The organism is Streptosporangium sp. NPDC048886, from assembly GCF_055586905.1.
Genome location: NZ_JBVJHH010000022.1, coordinates 121,275 through 144,171 on the forward strand (window position 1 = coordinate 121,275; position 22,897 = coordinate 144,171).

Below are 22,897 nucleotides of genomic sequence, written 5' to 3' on the forward strand. Positions count from 1 at the left end.
CTGGGTACGTTCGATTCTTTGCGCCTTGGAGGTTTTGATGCGTGCAGGCGTCGTGGTCACCGCACACCCCGGTGTGGAGGACCTCGCCGTACAGGCTGAGGAGTTGGGCCTGCACAGTTTCTGGCTCAACGACACCCCGATGGTTCACGGCGACCCCTTCGTCGCCCTGGGACTGTGTGCGAAGGCCACCAGCCGAATCAGGCTCGGCGTCGGCGTGACCTCACCGGCGCTGCGCTCGGCCCCGGCCGCCGCGAGCGCGTTCGCCAGCCTCAACGCCCTGGCGCCAGGCCGGATCATCTGCGGGGTCGGCACCGGAAACACCGCCCGGCGCACGCTGGGCATGCGGCCGACCACGGCAGCCACGATGGAGAACTTCACCGCCGCACTGCAGGACCTGTGTGCCGGACGCACGATCGAGTACCACGAAGGTGACCGAGTCCGCGACGTCCGATTCCTGCACACTGAGGCGCACGCGAACACGGCCGACCCGATCGAGTTCGTCGTGGCCGCGCTGCTAGGACCGAAGGCGGCCGCCGTCGCCGGTCGCCGCGGCACCGGCCTGATCTCCTTCGGCCTGCTGGACCCCACCGCCTGGCAAGCACTGCACGATGTCCGCCGCCACGCCGCTCACGACACGCCACGCGACCCCGACTCCCGCATGGACTCCTACGTGGTAACCGCGCTGCACATACTCGGCGAGGACGAGGACCCCCACGGCGACGCGGCCAGGGACGCAACCGGCCACATCGTCCTGTCGCTGCTGGTCTTCGCCGCCGACACCGCCGCCGACGCACGCGCTTTCGCCGAGCAACTCGGCCCCGAGGAACGCGAGGCGGTGCGGCGACTCCTCGACCGGCGCCGCACCACCGCCACCGCACCCGACCGGCACACCAAGCTCTACCCCAACTACCTCGGACGCATCGCACCGGAGGACCGGGACCTGGTCCTGCCCTCACTGATGAACACCCTCACCTTGGTCGGCACCCGCAACGACCTCCGCGCCCGCATCACCACCCTGGAACAGGCCGGCATCGACGAACTGCTCATCCAGCCGGTGATCGACCCACCCACCGAGATGGCCCAGCTCGCGAAACTCCTCACCTGAGCGGACCCGCCAGCCGTCCGCACGCGGTCCACCGACAACAAGACTTGAATAACTTTCAGCCGAAACCGTTCGGATCAACATGACGGGCCGCAGGCCAGCACGTGTCCCTCCCGCCAGCCTCATCTGGAAGGGGCATCAAGGATGGAATTCGCGAAACGTCCGAACTGGATGTAATTGAACTGCTACGGTCTGGTGCGGGTGGATGAGCGGGTCACAGGAGGCCACCATGCCGGCACGCATCGATTGCCCGCAAGGCCCGCGCCGACCTGCTCGGCCTGCCCAGCTGGCGCACGCCCCCGCCACCACCGGACCCTGAGAAGTGAGCTGCTGCCGACCCACTTCACCAACCTGACCGGTGCCACCACGCTGGAGACCGACCAGTTCGCGCCGGCCCGCCGGATCATCGGCGATCTGATCGACCACCTGGCCACTGGCGTCGTCCACGGCTGCGCCGGCACCGGTAAGACATTCGCGGTGCAGGCGGTGCTGGAGGAGCCGCGCGCCGGGAGCGGGCCGCGCGGCCGCATCGCCGCGCTCACGCCGGCCTTCACCAGCAAGCCCACCATGCGCCTGGTGGCCGAGGAACTCCTCAAGAGCTTGACCGGCAGCGCGCCACGCAACCGCAGCCGTTTCTACCCGATCGCCACCCTGGTCGACCTGCCGAGCGGGCCGCCCCGGCTGATCGTCATCGAAAGTGATCACGGCGGAAAGGGCGGTTGCCGATGCCAGGAGGAGGTGGAGGACGGCGTGCTGCCGACGGGGTGCCGGGCTCGTCGAGCAGGGCCGCGGGATCGCGCGGGCTCAGGGGCTCTGGCGACGACCACACTTGCCCGCAACCGAGTCCGCCGCGTCCCCAGCCTCGGCCGGCAGCAGAGATTAATATTTGACTTATATAAGTTGTTTCTGAAATTATGGATCCGTGCACGCCTTCGACGTACTCGGCGACCCCGTTCGCCGCCGGATACTGGAGCTGCTCGCCGAGGGCGAGCAGACCGCCGGCGCAGTGAGCGACCGCATCCGCGAGGAGTTCGGGATCTCCCAGCCGGCCACCTCACAGCACCTCCGCGTGCTACGGGAGTCGGGGTTCGCGACCGTCCGGGCGGAGGGCACACGCCGCCTCTACGCGGTCGACGCCCAGCCCCTACAGGAGGTCGACGTCTGGCTGGAGCACTTCCGGCGGTTTTGGAACCAGCGCCTGGACGCGCTGAGCACCGAACTCACGCGGGGCAGGCGCGAACGCAGTGAACGGCGCGGAGACGGGCCGTCGGGGGGCGGCAAACCACCCACCAAAAGCAAGGAAGACACATGATCGACGTCATCGACCAGGTCAACGCCGCCCACCGGGAGATCGGCAACCAGCCCCTCAGCACGGGTGCGGGACGCTCGGTGCTGCTGCGCCGTACCTACGACGCCGCGATCGAGGACGTCTGGAGTGCCTGCACCGAGCCCGACCGGATCGGCCGGTGGCTGGGACCGGTCAGCGGTGATCTCCGCCTGGGCGGCACCTTTCAACTCGAGGGCAACGCCGGCGGGGAGATCCTGCGCTGCGAGGAGCCGCACCTGCTCAAGGTGACCTGGACCATGGGAGAAGGCATGGCCACCGAGGTCGAGGTCCGCCTCTCCAAGGGCGAGGACGGCGACACCGTCTTCGAGCTGGAGCACGCTTCCCCCGCCGAGTTCGTCGACGAGATGCTGCGCGCCTACGGCCCCGGCGGCACCATCGGCATCGGCACCGGCTGGGACCTCGCCCTCCTCGGCCTGGACCTGCACCTGCGCGGCGCGGGCCTCGACCCGGCGACCTGGGAGAACGCACCGGACGTCAAGGAGTTCGCGGTGCGCAGCAGCCAAGCCTGGGGAGAGGCGATCCAGGCCGCCTGGGGCACCGGCGACGACGACATCGCCGCGGCGGTCGCGTTCGCAACCCAGCACTACGCCCCCCACGACGAGACAGGACACTGAGGTGGCCAAGACGATGCCGACCGGGGCGACGGTGGCCGAGGTGATGGCCGACCTGGCCGAACTCGAGGACCCGAAGATACGCGAGGTGAACGAGAAGCACGGTGACGATCACGGTGTGAACCTCGGCAAACTGCGCATGCTCGCCAAGCGGCTGAAGACGCAGCAGGAACTCGCGCGCCGGCTCTGGGAGACGGACGACACCGCGGCGCGGCTGCTGGCGATCCTGGTCTGCCGCCCGAAGGCGTTCGGGCGCGACGAGCTGGACGCCATGCTGCGCCAGACGCGCACGCCCAAGGTGCACGACTGGCTGGTGAACTACGTGGTGAAGAAGAACCCGCACGCCGAAGAGCTGCGCCTGGCCTGGTCCGCCGACCCGGATCCGGTGGTCGCCGGTGCCGGCTGGGCGCTGACCGCCGACCGGGTGGCGAAGAGACCCGAGGGCCTCGACCTCGCAGGACTGCTCGACGTCATCGAGGCGGAGATGAAGGACGCCCAGGACCGACTGCAGTGGGAGATGAACAACTGCCTGGCCCAGATCGGGATCGAGCACGCCGAGCACCGCCCCCGTGCGATCGACATCGGTGAGCGCCTGGAGGTACTCAAGGACTACCCGACGTCCCCGGGCTGCACGTCTCCGTTCGCGCCCACCTGGATCGCCGAGATGGTGCGCCGACAGCACGACAACACGGTGGCCTGATCGACGGTGGCTCGTCACCTCGGGCATGGGGACAGTCGAGCGGCTGGTGCCGGACGGTCGGCGCTCGGTGCCCGCCCCGGCGCTGCGCGCCGCGGCCGTTGACCGCTACCGGTAGGCGAGCTGAGCCCATTCCCCGCCGCACCACCGACTCCCCCATTCGGCTCCGCGCGCCCCGGGTCCCGGTAGTAGGTGAGGAGTCTTTGGTCCACATTAAATGATCTTGAAAACAGCCGGACGCCTTTACAATGTAGATTAATAACTCCGAGGCATCACCGCTCATGCGACCAGACGCCTGAAGCCCATCCGCCGAAACCGCTGCCACATGCATCCGACCTCTGCTGAGCAACAGCGCCGCGAGCGACTACGCACCGCCCACGAGCAGGGCCGACCGACCAGCAGCTGCTGGAGATCACCGCGCTCGTCTCCCCGCAGACGATGACCGACTACGTCAACAAGCCGGCCGAGACCGGGATCGACCGGCCTCCGGCCTCCTGAGGTTCCCGGCCCAGCCGCCTGACCGGCTTGATCAACAGCAGCGCCGCCACCACGCCGACCGTCACCAGGGCCGACCCCAGCATGAAGGCGCGCGGTTCGACCAGCACGGTGACCGGACCGGCCAGCGCCTGCCCGACTGCCATGCCCGCGACCGACCCGGCCACCTGGTAGGCGTTGACCCGGTTCACCACGTCCGGCGCGACCTGCGTCTGCACGCTGGTCGACCACATCACCGACCAGAACGCCAACGCGCACCCCCCGAGCAGGTGGCCGGCCATCAGCAGCGGCAGCGGCAGCCCGAGCGCGACCGTCAGCGGCACCGCCACGTACCCGCTCAGCGCCACCGCCCCGGCCGCCAGCGGCCTGCGCGGCCTGAGCCTGATCGCCACCAGCCCGCCCAGTACAGTGCCGAGGCCGAGCGCCGTCATCACCCAGCCGTAGTCGGCCCCGATGACCTGCGACGACAGCGGCACGTACGGCCCGACCACCAGAACGCCCCAGAACACCCAGACCAGGATGACCGACCACATCCAGCTCCTGGCCTTGAACTCCTCCCAGCCCCTGCGCAGGTCGCTCAGCACGTTGGAGGGTTCCGGCCTGGGTACGGTGACCCGGACCAGCAGCAGGCACACCCCGCTGACCAGGAACGTCGCGGCGTCCACCGTGTAGACGAAGACCGGCCCGGCGACGACGATGAGGACTCCAGCCAGTGCGGGACCCGCCAGATGGGTGACCGCCTCGGCGATCTTCAGCGTCGCGTTGGCCCGCTGCGGATCTTTGGCGACCAGGGAGACCATGCCGTTGACGCCCGGTTCGAACATCCCGGCGCCCGTGCCCGACAAGAACGCCATCACCAGCAACAGGGCGTACGGCGGAGCGCCATCCAGGAAGGCGACAGCCACGACCCCCTGGGTGACGACCCTGAGCATGTCCGCGCCGATCATCAAGCGCCGGGCGCCGATCCGGTCGGCGACAACCCCGCCGAACAACATGACCAGCACAGCCGACGCGGTCCAGAGCGCGAGTACGTAACCGACGCCCGCGATCCCATAGACTTTCCCGATCGCCAGTGCCGAGGCGACGGGCATCATCGCGTCACCGAGCAGCGAGATCGTGCGGGCCCCGAAGTAGAGGGTGAAGTTTCTCGTCCACATGAGCCCCAATTCTGGATTTTTCCAGATCAGAGCACCGGTGTCCCAGATGACATCATTGGGTACATTTGCGCCATGCCCCTGGATTGCCCGGAAACGCCCCCGACGCCCCCCAGCCCGCACCGCGTGGTCGCCCTGGTCGCCCCCAACCAGGAGCTCTACCCGGTCACCTCCGCCTCAGCCGTCTTCGGCTACCACGGCCCCGACATCCCCCAGCACTACAGCTTCAGCCTGTGCGCCGAACACCCCGGCTCCCTCCCCGCCACCCTCGGCGTCCCCATCCAGGTGGACAGCGGCCTCGAAGCCCTCGACGACGCCGACACCGTGGTCATCGCGGGCTGGACCCTCACCCCCTCGCCTGCCGTGCTCCACGCGGTGTCCCAAGCCCATGCCCGAGGCGCCCGCATCGTCGCCGTCTGCGCCGGGATCTTCATCCCCGCCGCCCTGGGCCTCCTGGACGGCCGCCGCGCCTCCGTCCACTGGGAACTCTCCGGCGAACTCGCCGCCCGCCACCCCCGCGTCATCCCCGACGACACCGTCATCTACGTCGATCACGGCGACGTCGCCACCGCCGGAGCCTCGGCCGCAACCCTCGACCTCTGCCTTCACCAGGTTCTCCAGGAGTACGGCGCGGCCCACGCCATGCGCATCGGCCGCCAGCTCGCCGCCGGTCCGCACCGCGAGGGCTGCCAGCGCCAGTACCCTCCCCTCCCCACCGCCGGCCCCATGCCAGACTCCCTGGCCCCCCTGCTCGAATGGCTCCTGTCGCGCCTGCCCGACCAGATCACCGTCGAGGACATGGCCGCCTACTCGGGCGTCTCCCCCCGCACCCTCACCCGCCAGTTCGCCGACCAGCTCGGCGTCCCACCCGCCCGCTGGCTACTGGAACGCCGCCTGGCCGCCACCCGCGCCCTGCTGGAGGACACCGACCTGCCCGTCGAGACCATCGCCACCCGCGTCGGCCTCTCCTCGGCGGTCAACCTCCGCCGCCGCTTCCACACCGCCCTGCGCACCACCCCGGCCGCCTACCGCCGCTCCTTCCGCTGAGGGTCCCGGGCGGTGTGGCCGGACCCCACGAGGGCCTGGCCGCTGCCAAGGCCCGCGGTCGCACCGGCGGGTGCCCCACCATGGTCACCGCCGAGCTCCTCAAAGCGGCCCGCGACCTGCTGCCCGACCTCGACGCCCTCACCCGCGTCCTGGAGCCGGCCTGGACGGGGCTGCGAGTTGGTTGCCGAGGTGGCTTCGGCGGTACAGGACGTGCCGTCCGTCGCGGGTCCGGGTGACCAGGCCGGCGGCGTACAGCACGCGTAGATGCTGGGAGACGGCGCTGGGGGTCACCCTCAGCCGGCGGGCGAGTTCCACCGTCGGCAGTGGCTCGCCGAGGAGGTCGAGCAGCGCGGCTCGGGGCGCGCCGAGCAGCGCCACCAGGGCGGTGGCATCCGGGGTCGGCGCCGCAGCCCACAAGGTGGCCACCCCACGGCTGGGATAGGTCAGGCGCGGCGGTTCCTCGGCGTGGACCGGTGGGGCGGGTTTGTGGGCGAACACCGACGGCATGAGCAGCAGTCCCCGCCCGGACACCGCCACGTGGTGGCGGCCGATCATCTGGTCGACGAACAGCACCCCGTCGTGCCAGCGCAGGTTCGGGTGCATGTCGGCGAACAGCAGGCGCGCGCCGCCCACGGCCAGCTGGCGCGCCCGGTAGGTCATGTCGGCCTCCAGTACCAGCCGTATCTGCGGCCACAGCGGCTCGATCGTCAGCTGCCAGTAGCGTTGCAGCACGTCGCAGACCGCGTCGCGGAACCTGATGGCCGCGTCGTCGTCGGGGACGGGCTCGGGGACGAGGGCGGCTCGCAGATCCCTGCGGACGACCTCGGGAGGCGTGCGCCGGGCGATCGACAGCTGTTCCTCGAACGCGGGGGCGAAGGTCGCGGGCGGCGGCGTCAGGAAGTCGGGCAGGGCCCGTCTCCTCCCGACGAGGGATGTCAGCAGGCGGGTGTCGCGCGGATCGAGGCGGGCGAGCGCGGATCTGCGCCACGGCATGTGCAGGGCGTACAGGCCGGGCTCGCGCAGCACGCGCAGGCTGAGCACCGTCTCGTCCAAGGGTGCCAGGGCGAAGCGGGTGTCCGCGAGGTCCTCGACACCGAGCCCGAAGCTGATCATTAAGCCATACGCTACATCATTTGGCCGCCGGGCTTGGATGGCGTGGACTTCACCACGTGACACATACGACCTCTACCTCTGCCGACAGGACAGCGATCGTGACCGGGGCGGCCCGCGGCATCGGCGCCGCGGTGGCCAAGCGGCTGGCGCGGGACGGCCTGGCGGTGGCGGTCATCGACCTGGAAGAGGCGGACTGCGCCGGAACCGTCGAGGCGATCAGGAGCGGGGGCGGGACGGCTCTGGCGGTGGCGGCCGATGTCGCCGACGACGGCCTGGTCAGCGATGCCGTCGCGAGGGTCGTCGCCGAGTTGGGGCCGCCGACGGTGCTGGTCAACAACGCCGGCGTCGGCCCGCGCGCCGATCTGGTGGAAATGACCACCGAGCAGTGGGACATGGTCTTGGGAGTCAATCTGCGCGGCCCGTTCTTTCTCACCCGCGCCGTCGCCCCGTACATGATCGAGGCCGGGTGGGGGCGCATCGTCACCATGTCGAGCATCTCCGCAGTGGGAGACGCCGCCCGGGTCGACTACGCCAGCGCGAAGGCGGGGCTGATCGGCTTCACCAAGTCGCTGGCCCTGCAACTCGGCCGGCACGGCGTCACCGCCAACGCCATCGCGCCGGGCTTCGTCGTGAGCGACATGACCAGGGCCTCGGCCCGGCGGCTCGGTCTGGAGTTCGAGGAGTTCCAGCGCCGGGCCGCGCAGTCCATTCCCGTGGGCCGCGTCGGGCAGCCGGAGGACATCGCGCATACCGCTTCCTACCTGGTCAGCCCGGAGGCGGGGTTCGTCTCGGGACAGGTCCTCTACGTCGCCGGCGGACCGGTGGACTGAGCGGTGCGCCGGCGGCGCGGCCGCTGCTCGCGGCCCCGATGATGCCCGCCGGAGTTGGTGGCGCTCGTGCCGTGATCGGCGCCGGCGTTCTCCACCGATGCCGCGTCATGCAGCCGGGCACAACAGACGGAAGGAGAAGACATGGAGGGCTTCGCCCCCCGGACAAGCTTCGGGTACGAGGCGTCCAAGCGTTACGACGCCGAGGACACCCGAGGCGATGAGGAGCAGACGGTCGCGTTCCTCGCCAGGCTCGCGGGCGGGCGTGATGCGCTGGAGCTCGCGGTGGGCACCGGCCGCATCGCTCTGCCACTGAGGAGAACCGGCGTGCGGGTGGACGGCATCGAGCTGTCTCCGGACATGGTGGACCGGATGCGCGAGAAGCCGGACGGCGACAAGATCGAAGTCACCATGGGCGACATGTCCCACGTCACCACCGGGCGCACCTACGGGCTGGTCTACCTGGTGTACAACACGATCGGCAATCTCCTCAGCCAGGACGACCAGGTCCGCTGCTTCGAGAACGCCGCTCGGCACCTGACCGACGAGGGGGTGTTCGTCATCGAATGCCGGATACCGACCGCTCCTGCACGCCCCGGCCGTCAGTACGTCGATGCCGAGCACATCGGCGTGGACCATGTCGGCCTGGACGTCTGCCGCTACGACCCCGTCACACAGATTCTCGACGAGAATCATGTTCGCATCAGCACCGAGGGCATCCTCTTCGGCCCCATCAGGCTCCGCCTGGCCCATCCACCCGAGTTCGACCTCATGGCCCGTATCGCGGGCCTTCGCCTGCGCGGACGGTGGGGAGGCTGGGAGCGCGAGCCGTACACGGCCGTCAGCTGGCGCCACATCAGCGTCTACGGACGGCCGACGAACGCAGCCTGCTGATACCTCCGATCCCGGGGGAAGATCACCGACGCGCCACACGGGACGACCCGAGGCCTCAGATCCGGCAGGAGCCGGATGTCGTGCGGGCCTGGGGCGGCGGCCCGGCCGCCTCCGCCGACGGTGTGCGCTTCGCTGTCCCCTCCAGACCCTCTACGCCGGCGGCGACCCGCGCTACTTCGGGCTGCGGCTTCGACGGTCACGGTCGCTCCGGCGTGGCCGATACCGACGCGGATGCGGTGTCCGGCGGTGGAGAGCCGGCCGCGGCCGCCGATCCGCCGCTGCCCCCGGACCGGTTCAGCAGCCAGGCGGGGGCGGGCCCGGCGGGGCGAGGCCGAGGTCGGCGAACGCGGCCGCGCCGCGCTCGGCATGGTCGCCGCCGGCGAGCACCATGGTCCGCGCCGACTGGTACCGGCAGCCGGCGGCGTCAAAGGCGTCGGCTGTGGCGAGCAGCGCCTCCCGGTCGTTGTCGAGCAGGGCTTCGGCTCGCTTCACAATGGCACCGGCGACCGGGTTGCCGGCCACGACGGTCCGAGCCTCGGCCAGACGGTCGCGAGCGTCGGGGCTCCCGGCGAGCACGGCGGCTTCGGCGCGCAGCGCCACATACCAGTGAAGCCAGATCCAGGTGACCCATTTCCACACCTCGCCGGGCTCGGGCGCCATCCGCTCCAGCGCCTCCGGTGCCTGCCCACGGTGGAGCAGAAGCATCGCGTCGAAGACCGCCCCGTAGCCGTAGGTGTTCCCCGGTGAGGGGTCGAGCTGATTCAGCACCGCGCTCCATTCGCGCCAGGCGTCCTGGTCCTCGCGTAGGCCGTGGATCGTCGCCACTGCGGCCGCCGGCGGACCGAGGATGGACCTGGCGGGGCTGCCGGCCCGCTGCCACGCGTCGAGGAACCGGACGCTGCCGGTGAGTATCTCGTCGATGTTGCCCGCCAACGCGTCGGCCACCAGGAGCCAGCCCGTGGCACGGTGGCCGACTTCCGCCAGCAAGGGATGATCCGCGAGTTGCCGTGCCCACCGGCGGGCACCCGGCAGGTCGCCGGTGCCGAGGCTGGCCTCGGCGGCCTCGGCAAGCGCCTCGATCAGCTCGTGGGTACCGGCCGGGGTGTCCCGTGTGGACGAGAGCAGCGTGATCCGGCGCCGGGCCGTGTCGGCGGCGGCGAACGTGTCACCGGCCCAGCTCCGGGCGCCGGTGAGCGTATCGAGCGCGGCTGACTCGGTGAGCGGGTCACCCGTGCGGTGAGCGAGTTCGACCGCTCGTTCGGCACGCGCGATCGTCACCGGGACCGCGTCGTCGTCCAGGCCCTGCGCGGCACCGATCGCGTCGGTGAGCGCCCACCCGGCCTCGGCCAGCGCCACCGCTGCCTGGGCGGCCGGGTCGTCGCCGGCCAGCTCCCGCGCCTGGGTGATGAGCGTGATCGCCTCTTCCTGTGGCAGCTTCCGTACGAACTTGCTGGAGAACCGGTAGGCGGTGGTAGCGGTGGTCGCCAGGTCACGGGCGGCGCCGGCGGTGTCGCCGGCTCGGCGGGCGGCGTCCGCGGCCGCGCGGTGGAAGCGGTACATGTCATCACCACTCATCCGGCATCCGGCCACGGCCGCGGCGTGCCGGAGCATCGACGCGCTGTCGGCCGCGTCGTCGGCGAGCGCGGCCGCCTGCTCGTAGCGTTGCTGGGACTCGCTGATGAGGTTGCGGGTGAAGGTCAGCTCCGCCAGGCACCGGGCGAGGCGGTACGCGTCCGTGCGCTGTTCCGGCCGGTCGGCCGCCCACGCCAGGGCGGCGCGCAGATCGTCGGCCACCGCGTCGAACCGGGCCCGCCAGTCCGCCCGTGCCACCGCCAGCTCGGCGGCCTTGGCCAGGCACCAGCGAACGTGGCGGGATCGAACGTCGACCAGCTCACCGGCCTCGGCCAGCCGCTCGGTCCCGTACTGGCGGATGGTCTCCAACGCCCGGTACTCGGTCCCCCCCGCGGACGCCGTCACCACCAGCAGGCTCTGTTCGGCCAGCCGGGCCAGTCCCTCGACGACAATGCCTTCCTCGGCCCCGGCTACCTCCGCCGCCGCCGTAGCGGTGAACGGCGCCACGAACACCGACACCCGGCGCAGCAGCGCCCGGTCGGCCGGCTCCAGCAGAGCATGGCTCCAGTCCAGCGCCCCCCGCACCGAGCGGTGCCGGTCGTCGGCACGGGAGCCGCCGGTCAGCATCCGGAGCGGGTGGGACAGGGCTGCGGTGATGCCGTCCAGCCCGAGCGTGGGATACCGGGCGGCGGCCAGTTCGATCGCCAGCGGCATCCCATCCAGCCGCTCGCAGATCGAGGCCACTTGGTCGCGCAGTGGAGGATCCAGCGGCCGGCCGACCGCCGCCGCCCGCTCCATGAACAACGCGACCGCGTCCGACTCACCGTCAACGGGCAGCGACAGCGGCGGGAGCGGATACACCCGTTCGAACGGCACCATCAGCCGGGCCCGACTGGTCGCCAGCACCGTCACCCGAGGGCACGCCGCCAGCAGCCGCTCGACAAACAGCGCCACCTCGTCCACCAGGTGCTCGCAGTTGTCCAGCACCAGCAGCACATGGCGGTCGGCCAGCGCGGCGATCACCGACTCGGTCATCCCACGGCCGGGCTGCTCGCCCAGGCCCAGCGCGCCGGCGACCGCGGCCGCGACCATGCCCGGATCGATGACCGGGACCAGGTCGACGAACCACACCCCGTCGGAGTACTCGCCGACCGCCTCCGCGGCCACCGCCAACGCGAGCCGGGTCTTGCCCACTCCACCGGGACCGACCGCGGTCACCTGACGGTGCGCCTTGATCATCTCGGTCAGCTCGGCCCGCTCGCTCACCCGGCCGATGAACGAGGTCAGCGGGGCCGGCAGAACCTGCGCCGGATACGACGGGCCGGCGCCGACCGGCTCGGGCGCGCGCTGGGCGAGCGCCCGCCGATCCGGCACCTCCAGCTTGCGCAGCAGCGAGGAGACGTGACTCTCCACGGTGCGCACCGAGATGCACAGCTGTGCCGCGATCTCGGCGTTGCTGAGATGGGCTCCGACCAGTTCGAGCACCCCGGCTTCCCGAGGCGAGATCTCCACTCCTGTCACCACTGCCCCAGTTTGCCGCATCCTCTCCGAACCCCGTCCACAGTGGCCACCATGCGAGATCCGTGCCGTCGATCCGTGGCCGCATCCGTGGTCACCGGGGTTTTGGGGCTACGGCGGCGTCATCGGCGCCCCGGACGGAACGATCTGCAAGATCGCGACCTCCAGCAAGAAGGGCACCGGCCCCGCCACCCGGCACATCGACCAGATCGCACTCCTGCTGGGAGTGCCCCCTTCTCCTCACTCGTCATCAATCGACGAAAGTCGATGGAACAGGAGGGGGAAGCCCTCAGGCGACACGCCGGCGCGCACGTCTGCTTCCGGGATTGCTCAATTCCGGAAGCAGACCGCGGGAACGACTCCCGGAAACGCGGCACCACAGCGTCCCCGATCCTCCCCGGCAGCTTCCGGAAACCCAACAGCCGCGACGACGGCATATCTCTCGTCCTGAATGGTCCGCCCCCACAGGGTGGGATCAGGCAGCGGCTCGACGCGGGCGGTCTCGACCAACGGCCGCAGCGCCGCCAGGAGACGCTCCGCCTCGACCCCGCCCATCCACGGCATCGGCTCCGACCCCACCTCATAGGACTGGGCCTCACCCGGTTCGGCCGTCGCCCAGCGCCCCTCGATGAGGATCAAACGCCCGCCGGGACGCAGCAGGCCGATCCACCGGCGCAACGCCTCCCGCGGATCGGGCAGGGTCCACAACAGGTGACGGGAGAGGATCACCTCGAAAGACGTCCCGGCCTGCGCGGGCGGGTTGCTCGCGTCGCCCACCATCATCGCGGCGTCGAAGCCGGCCGCCGTGAGCTTGCGCCGGGCCTGCTCGATCATCAGTGGGGCCAGATCCACCCCGACCGGCCGGTGGCCCTGCTCGGCGAGCACCAAGGACAACGAGCCGGTTCGGCGTCCCGGTAATGCTGCTGTTGATCGTGTTCGGCCCGCTCGTGCTGCCGGAGTACCGGGAGGAGTCGGTCTTCCGCCCGGACCTCATCAGCGCGATACCTGTTCACCTCGGCGGCGACCCGCGAGGTGACGCTCGTACAGCCGAGCTCGTGGACCGTGCTCAGCGTCGCGGCGAAGACCACGACGCTGACACCGGAGCGCGGGCGACCGGGCGGTCTGGCGGATGTGGTCGCTCGAGTCATGCCCACACGACACCTTTTTGCGCTACCGTTGGTATCGAAACCTGCGGTAGCGAAACCAACTGGGCCAAGGAGAAGACATTGAGTGAGGTCACTGCCACGAAGCGGCCGCCGGCGCCGGACTGGTTGACGATGACAACTGCGGAACTGGTCGCCTACCGCGACGCGGAGAACCGCTTTCGGGCGTCCAGCGCGGTGCGGGCGATCACCGGGGATCCGGATCCCGGCGCCGCGATCCAGTGGCAACAGGTGGCGCTGCCCGGCCGCGATCTCCCGGTCCGGGTGTACCGGCCCTCACCCGGACACGACGGCGGGCGCGACGCCCTGCCGTTCGTGCTCCACGTGCACGGAGGCGGCTTCGTGGGCACGGCGGTGCAGTGCGACTGGGTCAACAGCCACCTCGCCGCCCAACTGCCCGCGGTCGTCGTCTCGGTCGAGCACCGCCTCCTCGACCCGGACACTCCGCTGCCGGCGGCCGTCGACGACGGCTGGGACGTGCTCCGGCACGTAATCCAGCACGCCGCACAATGGGGCATCGACCCGGCGCGGACCGCCGTCTTCGGCGAGAGCTGCGGCGCGTTGATCAACGCCCTGGCCGCGATCCGGGCCGGCCGGACCGGCCTGCGCCTGCGGGCCCAGGTGCTGGTCAACCCCGCCGTCGACGTGACCGAGACGATGCTCGACCATGCCTCGATCACCCAGTACGCCGACAGCCCGACCCTCACCCTGCCGCAGCTACAGCTGTTCCACCGGCTCGCCGTTCCACCGGGAACCGATCCCCGTACGCTGTCACCGCTGTACGCCGACGACCTGAGCGCACTGCCCCCAGCACTCGTAGTGGTACCGACCGCCGACCCGCTGGCCGATCACGGCCGCCGCTACGCCGAACGACTGCAGGCGGCCGGGACGCCCGCGCGCCTCACCGAACACCCCCAAGCAGGCCACGCCTTCCTCAGCATGCCGGGCGTGGCACCGCAGGCCAAGGCCGCGCGGACGGAGATCCTCGAGTTCCTCCGAGGGGCCCTCACCGGGTGACGGCCCTGATGTGGCAGTGGGACTGTGATCGGCGAGCTGCGACCCCGGAGGGCTTGGCGCCGGGCACAGGCCGGCCAGGCCGAGGGCTCGCCCGTACTCGAGCCAGCCGGCAACGGTGCGGGCGCAGCGGGAGGCACGGCACCGATTCGACAGGACAAGTGCAAAGTTCTACGGATGCTTTAAGCTTTCCTACATGCTTGACGTGCGCCGGCTGCAGATCCTCCGCGCGGTGGTCACCAGCGGCTCGGTGACCGCCGCGGCCACCTATCTCGGCTACACGCCTTCGGCGATCAGCCAGCAGGTGGCCGTGCTGGAGAAGGAGGCGGGGACGGCGCTGCTGGAGCGCGTCGGCCGGGGCGTGCAGCCCACGGCGGCCGGGCGGCTGCTCACCGAGCACGCGGCGGTCATCGGCAGGCAACTGGCCGAGGCCGAGACGGCGCTGGCCGACCTGCGCGCGGGGCGTACCGGACGGCTGGCGATCCGCTACTTCGCCACCGCCGGCGCCCCCCTGATGGCGCCGGCGCTCTCCTGGCTCCGCACGAGGCATCCGGGGGTGCGGATCGACCTGAAGATGACCGACCCGGACGACCCGCTCCCCGATGTGGCGCAGGGCCGGGCCGACCTGGCCATCGTGGTCGCTCCCCGCGACCACCGCCACGACGGCGTCCGCCTCGTCCACCTGCTCGACGACCCCTACCGTGCCGTCCTGCCGAAGAACCACCGGCTGGCGGCCAAGCGGTTCCTCGATCTCACCGACCTGGCCGAGGAGCCATGGGTACGCAGCGAGCGGCCCGGCCCCTGCCTCGACGCCGTTGTGGGCAGCTGCGCCGCGGCCGGCTTCAGCCCCGATTTCGTGGTGGAGAGCGAGGATTACCCCACCGCGCAGGGCTTCGTCGCCGCGGGCCTCGGGCTGAGCCTGGTCCCCGAGATGGGGCTGGGTCACCGCCACCCGGCCGTCGTCGTCCGCAAGATACGCAATCCCGAGCCGGTCAGGACGATCCACGCGGCCGTACGGGCGACCTCGCTGGGCCAGCCCGCCCTCGACGGGCTGCTCACCGCCCTCCGGGACGCGGCGGCCGGCCTGCACAACGCCATCTGAGATCCGCTCACATGCGCCGCCGCCTGCAACGGGACCGACATACCACCAACCAGGCCGGACAGGTCCCGCGGATGGCGACGGTAAGCACGCCGACCAGGGGGAGATCCATGAGCACCCAGCGTAGGGCGGCGGGCGGAGGCGTCCGGGGAGTTTCGAGCGTTCCGAGAGGGGTCCTACGCGCGGGCACGTGAGGCGAATCGGGCCTATATGATCACGCGACGGGACTGCACAACCGCCTCAAAAACCCCATAAAGCGGACAGTACGCCGCCCGTCCGCCGACACTCCGTCCGCCCCGGACGGTCGCGCAGGTCACAGTGTTGGAGCCGGATTTCCATACCGGACAGAATCGCTGTTCAGTCCCGCCAGCTCAACCTCCCGACCTGCGAAAACACGATCGCGTGCATCTGGCGACGGCTTCGTTGCCGACGTCCCGGATCGCAGATCGCCGATGACCCTCACCGCCTGGGGCAGCAGCTCCGCCGGGCAGCCCCAGTGGTCGAAGACGCCGCCCCGGGCGGCGTTGCTCCCGCAGACGACGAAGACGCCGGTGCCGAGCTCTCGCTTGAGGCGGGTGGCGAGCCAGCCGACGAAACCGCTGTTGTCGGCGCCGCCGGGGAAGTGGAAGGAGAACACTCCGAAGTGCTCGCCCTCGGCCAGGTCCTCCCTCAGCGGCACCAGACTGCTCCACACCTGCTCGTCCCTGACCACCGCGAGGACCTCCGGCGTCAGGACGGGGGGCTCGGACGATTCCTCGAAGCACCATGTCCCGTCGTGCACGACGAACTCGGACTGTGCGATCACTCGCCGGAGACGCCGTTCGGTCTGGTCGGGAGTCTCCGTGCTGACGCTCACCATGTAACCACTATAACGGTAACACTGGTGTCGTCTCTCGTCCGGCTCGATCCGGGTTCCGGGCCTCACGCCCGGTCGTCACCGTCCCTGGCCCGCTGCGTCGGCATGGTCGTCGGGGTCCGCGTCTGCGGAGGTGGTGTTGTGGGCGTGGACGAGCTCCAGCGTGGCCTGGCGATGCAGACGGTGGCGGACCGGCGGAGTGAGGGCGATCGCAACGGGCGTCCCCGGACGCCGAGCGTCCAGGGACGGAGCTGTCACTTGAGCTGCTCGTACCCGCCGCCGGAGTCGGCGCTCCTGGTGCCGCCGGAGAACTTCACCCAGGAGTTGGCCGGTGCGGCATGGTAGACGGGCACGGTGTGCAGGGGCGTGATCTCCTCGTTCTTCACCACACCCGCCCCCTTGACATCCACCGCGGACCAGACCAAGGTGCGCGCGCCCACATCCTTGGTCTTGAACGTCACCGCGCAGGCGTTCTGCTTGCTGGAGTTGTAGAGCAGGTAGGCGACGCCCCCGGTGAACGGGGCCTGGCGCTCGACCGTGTAACCCGGGCCGCAGACCGTGGCGGGCGTTTCGACCGTCTGGCGGGAAGCCGTGGCGGTGGTGGCGGTGAGGACCACCGAGGTGCCGAGCGCGGCCGCAACGGCCGCGCCGACCGTCATCCTTCTGAGACCCATGATCTTCATCTCCATGTGAGACGCCATACGTGACAGTTGTTCATGAGGTGACGCGCAGGCAATCCTGCGACGCCGGATGCCCCGTGTCGTCAGCGCAGAGCGCAGGATTGTTGGCGATGGGCGCAGGCCGTCCAGCGGGCCGGCGCGTACCCCGGCCAACGGCCGGGCCATGTAGCTATCCTCTCGGTAACCGACATGAGCTTTACCATCCCGGCATGAACGTCGATGTGATCATTGTCGGGGCCGGCCCCACCGGCCTCATGCTCGCCGCCGAGCTCGGCCTGGCAGGGGTGTCCGCGGTCGTGGTGGAGCGGTTGCCCGCTCGTGGCGGCCAGTCCAAAGCGCTCGGCCTGCAACCCCGCACGGCCGAGGTGTTCGAGGCGCGTGGCCTGCTGGGCCCGCTCACCGATCGGGCCATCCAGCAGGTGCCCGGCGGGCACTTCGCCGGGCTCCGGCTGGATTTCAGCGCCTGGGACACTGCCCACCCATACATGATCGGCATCCCGCAGGCGCGTGTCGAAGAGCTCCTCGAAGCCCGGGTGGCGGAGCTGGGCATCAAGATGCTGCGCGGGCACGGACTGACCGCGCTCACCCAAGACGACCGTGGCGTCACCGCCACCGCCGGTCCGGCACGGCTGCACGGCCGCTACCTCGTCGGCTGCGACGGCGGACGGAGCACGGTGCGCGAACTGCTGGGAGCCGGCTTCCCCGGGCTGGAGGGCCGGTTGAAGATGGCGGTCGCGGACCTCATCCTCACCGGGCCGGCCCCCACGTCGTGGAGCCTGCCGGTCATGACTCCCTCCGCCACCGGCAAGGGCTACCTGGCACCGCTCGGCGACGGCGTGCACCGCTTTCTCTTCTACGGCCCCGAGCAGCATGAACTGCCCAGGGACGCACCGATCACGCCCGGTGAGGTGAGCAGGGCACTGGCCGGCGCATTCGGACCGGAGGTGAGGCTCGGCGAGATCCGCTGGGCCTCCCGTTTCACCGACGCCTCGCGACAGGTCACGCACTACCGGCACGGCAGGGTGCTGCTCGCCGGAGACGCCGCGCACATCCACTCACCGATGGGCGGCCAGGGGCTCAACCTCGGCTTGCAGGACGCCTTCAACCTGGGCTGGAAGCTGGCCGCCGAACTCAAAGGTCAGGCCTCGGACGAGCTGCTGGACACCTACCACACCGAGCGGCACCCCGTGGCCGCGCGAGTGCTGGCCAACACCCGCGCCCAGGCCGTCCTGCTGGTGCCCGAGGAGGAGAACCTGGCCCTGCGCGCCATCGTCGAGGAACTGCTGACGGTGCCGGAAGCCAACAAGGTGGTCGCCGGCATGATCTCCGGGCTGGACATCCGCTATCCCCTCCCGGGAGAGCCGCACCCCCTGCTCGGGCGGCATCTGCCGGGCCTCGATCTGCGCGACGGCCGAGCCGTGGTGCTCGCCGCCACGGACCGCCTGCGTGCGGCCGTCGCCCCGTGGTCGGCACGGGTCGGCTACAGGGTGACCGCACGCGAGCTGGGCGCCGAGGCCGTACTGGTACGCCCTGACGGCCACGTCGGCTGGACGGGATCAGAGGCCACCTCCTTGACCGACGCCCTGTCCCGGTGGGCTGGATCACCGACAGGAAACCCCTGAAACCAACCACAGCGAGAAGCGGGGGCGTGAAGGTCAGTGACACCGGCGGGCAGACCCGGACCGCGGACGGTCAGGAAACGGTTCCTGGGCGTCTCCATGAGCAGGGTGTCGACGGCCAGGTCAGGGCGGCCCGGACGGGTGGCGGCCATGGCCATGACGGGGAGGTCCCAACCCCAGGCGGTGTTCCACCGCCAGTTGTCGCCGACATCCAGGGTGATGGCCTCCATGACGGCCGAGTCGACGAGCGAGGCGGCCCGGACGACGCCGAGCGCGCACAACGGCGAGGGATGGTCATCGCGGCGCGGGTACGGCTCGGCGGCGGTCGCCGAACAGACGCCCGCGTCCTGCGCGGCAGGGCCAGATTCTCCTGGACGCGCTGCCGAGCTCGTACGCTCGGCCGCCGGAGCGCGGCGCCGTCGTGAGAGGTGTGCGGGGTGGTCGAGGGTGCCGTCGGTCTTGCGGCCGGGACCGGCCCTGTGGACCCTTGGACGGTGCCTCAGAGCGTAGATGCAGTGTGCGACCACTCGTACGGGACCTCCTGGATCCACCGCACGGCCGAACCGGGCCCCGTGGTCTCCGTGTCCACCGACCTCGTGCCGAGGAGGGCTCGCCTGGAGTGGTGGGCGCACATGTCCGGGCACGAGATCGTGCCCACGTCGCTGTCCACCGAGCACGCTGACGACTTCCACGGCCGGGCGTGCTCCGTCGACCTTGCGGGCGTGCGGGTGGCCGAGTTCACGGTGTCGCCGATGACGGCCCGGCGCACGCCGGCCCACATCAGGCGGCACGACCCCGACAGCTACCAGCTCTTCCTCGTCCACGGCAGTCCGGTACGGCTGGAGCAGCGGCGCAACGACTCCTACCTGGAGGCCGGCGACATCGCGCTGTTCGACACCTCCCACCCCTTCGCCACCGACTTCGTCGACCTCGGCCGGCTCACCCGGGTGACGTTCCTGTTCATGCCGCGGGACGCACTGCCGCTCCCCCGCGGCCAGGTGGAGCGGCTGCTGGCGCGCAAGCTCTCGGCGCGGACCGGCGCGGGGGCGATGCTGGCCCGCTATCTGACCGGCCTGCGCGAGCACGCCGCCGGCTGCGATCCGGCCGAGCTGTCCCGGCTGGGCACGATCAGTCTCGACCTGGCTGCCGCGTTCCTCGCCGGCCGCCTCGGTGCCGGCCGCCAACTGCCGGCCGAGAGCCGTCATCGGGCACTGGCCGCGCGCATCGACGCCTTCATCGACCACCGTCTCGGCGACCCCGAACTGGGGCCGGCCGGCATCGCCGCGCACCACCACATCTCCGTACGGACCCTGCACGTGCTGTTTCAGCGGCAGCCGGAGACCGTGAGCGCCACGATCCGGCGGCGTCGGCTGGAACGCTGCCGCGCAGACCTCGCCGACCCGCGGCTGCGAGACCAGCCAATCGGCGAGATCGGCCTCCGGTGGGGGTTCAGGACCGCCGCGGAGTTCAGCCGCGCCTACCGCGCCGCCTACGGCATGAGCCCGCGCGACCATCGCCGGCAGGCGCTCGCCGAAGACGAGGACGGGGAAGGGCGATCTATCCGGTCGCCAGGTGTATGAGCCGGCCGTCGCCGGATTCCTCGACCAGCCCGCCGTAGGCGGTGACGGCCCCGGGGGCGACGCCGGGAGCGGTCTGCCGGCCAGCTTGGGGGCGGGCCGCCGGCACCAGTGCCCGTTGCCGGTGGTGCCGTAGAGCGCGCCGTGCCCCAGAGCGGTCACGGCGGCGGCGCTCTGCTCATCCATGGACAGCCTTGCAGGCGGGACCCTGCGGCGAAGCGGCGGTCAGTGCGGCATCGTGGTGTTCGGCCATGGCGTAGCCGAGCAGCCGTCGCGAGAACAGCTCCTCGCTCTCCGACGGAGTCACCACCATCGAAGGGCTTCCGGCCACGGTCGGCGAGGCCCTACACCCCATGCAGCAGGCATGGCTCGACCACGACGTCGCCCAGTGTGGCTACTGCCGGCGCGGCCAGATCATGGCCGCCGTGGCGCTGGTCCGCCGCGTCGCCACCGAAGGCCGCGAAATCACCGACGCCGACCTCGACGGCCTGCGCAACATCTGCCGCTGCGGCACCTACTTCCGTATCCGCGAAGCCATCAGAGCCGGCGCCGAGAACATGTGAGGCATGTGTGTGCGGGACGCACCCCCGGGCCGTGGCTCGGGGGGCATAGGACGTGTGGCTCAAGCGGCGCCGTGTGGCTCATACCTCTGGAAGGGAGGGATCGGGTTTCCAGGGGTTTGGTGCGGTGACGGACCAGCGTTCATGGTCGCGCCAGGCCCCGTCGATGTAGAGGTAGGCGGGCGACAGCCCTTCGTAACGGAAGCCCAGGCGCCGGGCCAGGGCCAGGGATGCCCTGTTCGCCGGCTGAATGTTGGCCTCCAGCCGGTGGAGCCGCAGGTCGGTGAAGGCGTGCTGCAGGGTGACGGTGAGCCCGTCGGTCATGTAACCCTGCCCCGCGGACGGGGCGAAGGCCGCGTAGCCGAGGGACGCGCCCTGGTAGCGGCCCCGGATGATCGAGTTGATGTTGACCATGCCGGCGGCTGCGCCGGTCTCCCGGACACGGATCAGAAGGCCCAGGTTGGTGCCGTCGTCGAAGCGGCGCATCCAGACCCGGAACTCCTCCGCGGTCGCGGGCAGCTGCATCCATGGCAGGTGCAGCTCCGTGCTGGCCCGCACGAGCGAGCAGAACTCGTCCTGGTCGGAGAGGGTGAGCGGGCACAGTTCGACCCGTGATGGCATTTCGGACATGGACCAACGTTAGGCCCCGTTGGGAGCAGAGGCCGTCCGCCTACCCGGCCGGAGCGGGTCCGGGCGGACAAGGCCTACTCCTCGTGCGCCAACCGCGCCTACCTGCGCAGGCGCGGCATCAAGTGCACGATCCCGGAGAAGAAGCCCACCGGCTCAACCGCGGTCCGCGGGGCGGCCGGCCACCCAAGTTCGACAGCACCGGCTACCGCGAACGCCATGCCGTGGAGTGCGCGATCAACCGACTCAAGCGCAACCGGGCCGTCGCGACCGGGTACGACAAGCTCGCCGTCCGCTACGAGGCGACCCTGCACATCGCCTGTATCAACGAGTGGCTGTGACCACGTTTGAAACACACCCCCGGGGGACCGCCGCGCATCACGCCGTCACGGATTGCCCGAGGGCGCTGAGGGTCCGCCACTGCTGGGCCGGGAAGGTGAAGGGCTGAGCGGGCAGCGCCTGAAGGCAGACGTGGTCAGCTCCGGCGGCCAGGTGGGCGGCGATCCGGTCGGCCACTTGATCTTCTCCCGTGGCGACCATGGCGTCGATGAGCCTGTCGCTGCCGCCGCCGTCGAAGTCGGCGTCCGTGAAGCCGAGCCGCTGCCAGCTGCCCCGATAGGTCGGCACGCCCAGGTAGCCGGCGACGTGGGCGCGGGCCCGGCTGCGGGCGTCGTCCTGGTCGGCACCGACGACCACGGCCTGCTCGACGACCAGCGTACGGTCGGGTCCGAGCGCCGCACGGGCCTGGACGGTGTGCTCCGGAGGGACGAGGTAGGTGATCGCCCCGTCGGCCCGATCCCGGGCGAGGTCCATCGCCCGTGGCCCGAGAGCCGCCAGCAGGCGGGGCAGCCGGTCGGCATCGGGGAGGCCGAGCATCGACCGCAGGCCGTCCGGCGCGTCGAGATCGTCGAGATAGGCGCGCAGCGTGGAGATCGGCCGCCGGAAGTCCAGCCCGAGCACCTCCTCGACGACCCGCGGGTTGGACGTGCCCAGCCCGAACACAAACCGGTCGGGGTGGGTGTCGAGCACCGCCCGCGCCGAATTGCGCATCCAGTGCGCGTGGCGACCGTAGATCACCGCGATGCCGGTGCCGATCACCAGCGACCGGGTCGCCGCCAGCAGCCGGGTGGCGCCGACGAACGGGTCATGGACGAGCCCTTCGCTGAGCCAGAAGGCGCCGAGCCCCAGTTCCTCCAACTCGGCGACGAGATCGGCGCTCTCACCCGGTGAGCTCAGATCCAGGCCCGTGGCCCAGAGCCCGATGGCAGGCAAACGTACTGGCAGTGACATGGTGGCCGCCCTACAAGTAGAATCCGGAATGGCG

At 70.8% G+C, this 22,897-nt stretch carries 23 protein-coding genes; 13 read left to right on the plus strand and 10 right to left on the minus strand.

The window, feature by feature from the left end:
• Window positions 1–37 precede the first annotated feature (37 nt).
• The gene (locus ACZ6R6_RS26910; RefSeq protein WP_470097748.1) at window positions 38–1,105 is read left to right on the plus strand and encodes an LLM class flavin-dependent oxidoreductase; all 1,068 of its coding nucleotides are present in this window, start codon (window positions 38–40) and stop codon (window positions 1,103–1,105) included.
• Between the two features lie 135 nt (window positions 1,106–1,240).
• Here the strand turns inward: ACZ6R6_RS26910 and ACZ6R6_RS26915 are convergent, their stop codons facing one another.
• Entirely contained in the window at window positions 1,241–1,807 is a 567-nt protein-coding gene (locus ACZ6R6_RS26915) for a hypothetical protein (RefSeq protein WP_470097750.1), read from the minus strand.
• Between the two features lie 217 nt (window positions 1,808–2,024).
• Here ACZ6R6_RS26915 and ACZ6R6_RS26920 point away from each other — a divergent pair, with 217 nt between their 5' ends.
• Genes ACZ6R6_RS26920 through ACZ6R6_RS26930 form a run of 3 tightly spaced genes read left to right on the plus strand, consistent with a single transcriptional unit; the run spans window position 2,025 to window position 3,761 of the window.
• Window positions 2,025–2,414 carry an ArsR/SmtB family transcription factor gene (locus ACZ6R6_RS26920; RefSeq protein ID WP_470097752.1) on the plus strand — a complete coding sequence of 130 codons (390 nt, stop codon included), beginning with the start codon at window positions 2,025–2,027 and terminating at the stop codon, window positions 2,412–2,414.
• Window positions 2,411–3,064, plus strand: a complete 654-nt coding sequence (locus ACZ6R6_RS26925) for an SRPBCC domain-containing protein (protein WP_470097754.1) — start codon at window positions 2,411–2,413, stop codon at window positions 3,062–3,064. Before ACZ6R6_RS26920 ends, ACZ6R6_RS26925 begins: the two co-directional genes overlap by 4 nt.
• Before the next feature lie 13 nt (window positions 3,065–3,077).
• A complete protein-coding gene (locus tag ACZ6R6_RS26930) occupies window positions 3,078–3,761 on the plus strand; it encodes a DNA alkylation repair protein (RefSeq protein WP_470097833.1) in 684 nt (227 codons plus the stop codon).
• A 443-nt stretch (window positions 3,762–4,204) separates the two neighbouring features.
• Here ACZ6R6_RS26930 and ACZ6R6_RS26935 read toward each other — a convergent pair whose 3' ends face one another.
• The gene (locus tag ACZ6R6_RS26935) at window positions 4,205–5,410 is read right to left on the minus strand and encodes an MFS transporter (RefSeq protein WP_470097756.1); all 1,206 of its coding nucleotides are present in this window, start codon (window positions 5,408–5,410) and stop codon (window positions 4,205–4,207) included.
• Window positions 5,411–5,482: 72 nt separating this feature from the next.
• Here ACZ6R6_RS26935 and ACZ6R6_RS26940 point away from each other — a divergent pair, with 72 nt between their 5' ends.
• Complete coding sequence (locus ACZ6R6_RS26940; RefSeq protein ID WP_470097758.1) at window positions 5,483–6,454, plus strand: GlxA family transcriptional regulator; 972 nt, start codon at window positions 5,483–5,485, stop codon at window positions 6,452–6,454.
• Window positions 6,455–6,592: 138 nt separating this feature from the next.
• Here ACZ6R6_RS26940 and ACZ6R6_RS26945 read toward each other — a convergent pair whose 3' ends face one another.
• Window positions 6,593–7,567 (minus strand): ArsR/SmtB family transcription factor, encoded by a 975-nt coding sequence (locus ACZ6R6_RS26945; RefSeq protein ID WP_470097760.1) that lies wholly within the window; start codon window positions 7,565–7,567, stop codon window positions 6,593–6,595.
• A gap of 56 nt (window positions 7,568–7,623) precedes the next feature.
• Between ACZ6R6_RS26945 and ACZ6R6_RS26950 the strand changes: the two genes are divergently transcribed.
• Both ACZ6R6_RS26950 and ACZ6R6_RS26955 read left to right on the plus strand, forming a co-directional pair.
• On the plus strand, window positions 7,624–8,397 hold the full coding sequence (locus ACZ6R6_RS26950) for an SDR family NAD(P)-dependent oxidoreductase (RefSeq protein WP_470097762.1): 774 nt from the start codon (window positions 7,624–7,626) through the stop codon (window positions 8,395–8,397).
• 141 nt (window positions 8,398–8,538) lie between these two features.
• Window positions 8,539–9,288 (plus strand): class I SAM-dependent DNA methyltransferase, encoded by a 750-nt coding sequence (locus ACZ6R6_RS26955; RefSeq protein ID WP_470097764.1) that lies wholly within the window; start codon window positions 8,539–8,541, stop codon window positions 9,286–9,288.
• A gap of 294 nt (window positions 9,289–9,582) precedes the next feature.
• Here the strand turns inward: ACZ6R6_RS26955 and ACZ6R6_RS26960 are convergent, their stop codons facing one another.
• On the minus strand, window positions 9,583–12,384 hold the full coding sequence (locus ACZ6R6_RS26960) for an ATP-binding protein (RefSeq protein WP_470097766.1): 2,802 nt from the start codon (window positions 12,382–12,384) through the stop codon (window positions 9,583–9,585).
• Between the two features lie 324 nt (window positions 12,385–12,708).
• Window positions 12,709–13,272, minus strand: a complete 564-nt coding sequence (locus ACZ6R6_RS26965; RefSeq protein WP_470097768.1) for a class I SAM-dependent methyltransferase — start codon at window positions 13,270–13,272, stop codon at window positions 12,709–12,711.
• 332 nt (window positions 13,273–13,604) lie between these two features.
• On the opposite strand from ACZ6R6_RS26965, the gene ACZ6R6_RS26970 reads away from it, so the two are divergent.
• Both ACZ6R6_RS26970 and ACZ6R6_RS26975 read left to right on the plus strand, forming a co-directional pair.
• Window positions 13,605–14,558: an alpha/beta hydrolase gene (locus tag ACZ6R6_RS26970; RefSeq protein ID WP_470097770.1), complete on the plus strand. Its 954-nt coding sequence runs from the start codon at window positions 13,605–13,607 to the stop codon at window positions 14,556–14,558.
• Window positions 14,559–14,751: 193 nt separating this feature from the next.
• Window positions 14,752–15,657, plus strand: a complete 906-nt coding sequence (locus tag ACZ6R6_RS26975; RefSeq protein ID WP_470097772.1) for a LysR family transcriptional regulator — start codon at window positions 14,752–14,754, stop codon at window positions 15,655–15,657.
• Between the two features lie 310 nt (window positions 15,658–15,967).
• Here ACZ6R6_RS26975 and ACZ6R6_RS26980 read toward each other — a convergent pair whose 3' ends face one another.
• Both ACZ6R6_RS26980 and ACZ6R6_RS26985 read right to left on the minus strand, forming a co-directional pair.
• Window positions 15,968–16,513: a DUF6196 family protein gene (locus ACZ6R6_RS26980; protein WP_470097773.1), complete on the minus strand. Its 546-nt coding sequence runs from the start codon at window positions 16,511–16,513 to the stop codon at window positions 15,968–15,970.
• 251 nt (window positions 16,514–16,764) lie between these two features.
• Window positions 16,765–17,184: a hypothetical protein gene (locus tag ACZ6R6_RS26985; protein ID WP_470097775.1), complete on the minus strand. Its 420-nt coding sequence runs from the start codon at window positions 17,182–17,184 to the stop codon at window positions 16,765–16,767.
• Between the two features lie 215 nt (window positions 17,185–17,399).
• Between ACZ6R6_RS26985 and ACZ6R6_RS26990 the strand changes: the two genes are divergently transcribed.
• Together ACZ6R6_RS26990 and ACZ6R6_RS26995 are read left to right on the plus strand one after the other, a co-directional pair.
• A complete protein-coding gene (locus tag ACZ6R6_RS26990; protein WP_470097777.1) occupies window positions 17,400–18,812 on the plus strand; it encodes an FAD-dependent monooxygenase in 1,413 nt (470 codons plus the stop codon).
• Window positions 18,813–19,324: 512 nt separating this feature from the next.
• The gene (locus tag ACZ6R6_RS26995; protein ID WP_470097779.1) at window positions 19,325–20,389 is read left to right on the plus strand and encodes an AraC-like ligand-binding domain-containing protein; all 1,065 of its coding nucleotides are present in this window, start codon (window positions 19,325–19,327) and stop codon (window positions 20,387–20,389) included.
• A gap of 175 nt (window positions 20,390–20,564) precedes the next feature.
• Here ACZ6R6_RS26995 and ACZ6R6_RS27000 read toward each other — a convergent pair whose 3' ends face one another.
• Complete coding sequence (locus tag ACZ6R6_RS27000; RefSeq protein WP_470097781.1) at window positions 20,565–20,699, minus strand: hypothetical protein; 135 nt, start codon at window positions 20,697–20,699, stop codon at window positions 20,565–20,567.
• A 40-nt stretch (window positions 20,700–20,739) separates the two neighbouring features.
• Between ACZ6R6_RS27000 and ACZ6R6_RS27005 the strand changes: the two genes are divergently transcribed.
• Window positions 20,740–20,949: a 2Fe-2S iron-sulfur cluster-binding protein gene (locus tag ACZ6R6_RS27005; RefSeq protein WP_470097783.1), complete on the plus strand. Its 210-nt coding sequence runs from the start codon at window positions 20,740–20,742 to the stop codon at window positions 20,947–20,949.
• A gap of 78 nt (window positions 20,950–21,027) precedes the next feature.
• Here ACZ6R6_RS27005 and ACZ6R6_RS27010 read toward each other — a convergent pair whose 3' ends face one another.
• Complete coding sequence (locus tag ACZ6R6_RS27010; protein WP_470097785.1) at window positions 21,028–21,576, minus strand: GNAT family N-acetyltransferase; 549 nt, start codon at window positions 21,574–21,576, stop codon at window positions 21,028–21,030.
• A 122-nt stretch (window positions 21,577–21,698) separates the two neighbouring features.
• Here ACZ6R6_RS27010 and ACZ6R6_RS27015 point away from each other — a divergent pair, with 122 nt between their 5' ends.
• Window positions 21,699–21,914 (plus strand): hypothetical protein, encoded by a 216-nt coding sequence (locus ACZ6R6_RS27015; RefSeq protein WP_470097787.1) that lies wholly within the window; start codon window positions 21,699–21,701, stop codon window positions 21,912–21,914.
• Between the two features lie 37 nt (window positions 21,915–21,951).
• On the opposite strand, the gene ACZ6R6_RS27020 is transcribed toward ACZ6R6_RS27015, so the two are convergent.
• Entirely contained in the window at window positions 21,952–22,863 is a 912-nt protein-coding gene (locus ACZ6R6_RS27020; RefSeq protein ID WP_470097789.1) for a TIGR03620 family F420-dependent LLM class oxidoreductase, read from the minus strand.
• Between the last annotated feature and the right edge of the window lie 34 nt (window positions 22,864–22,897).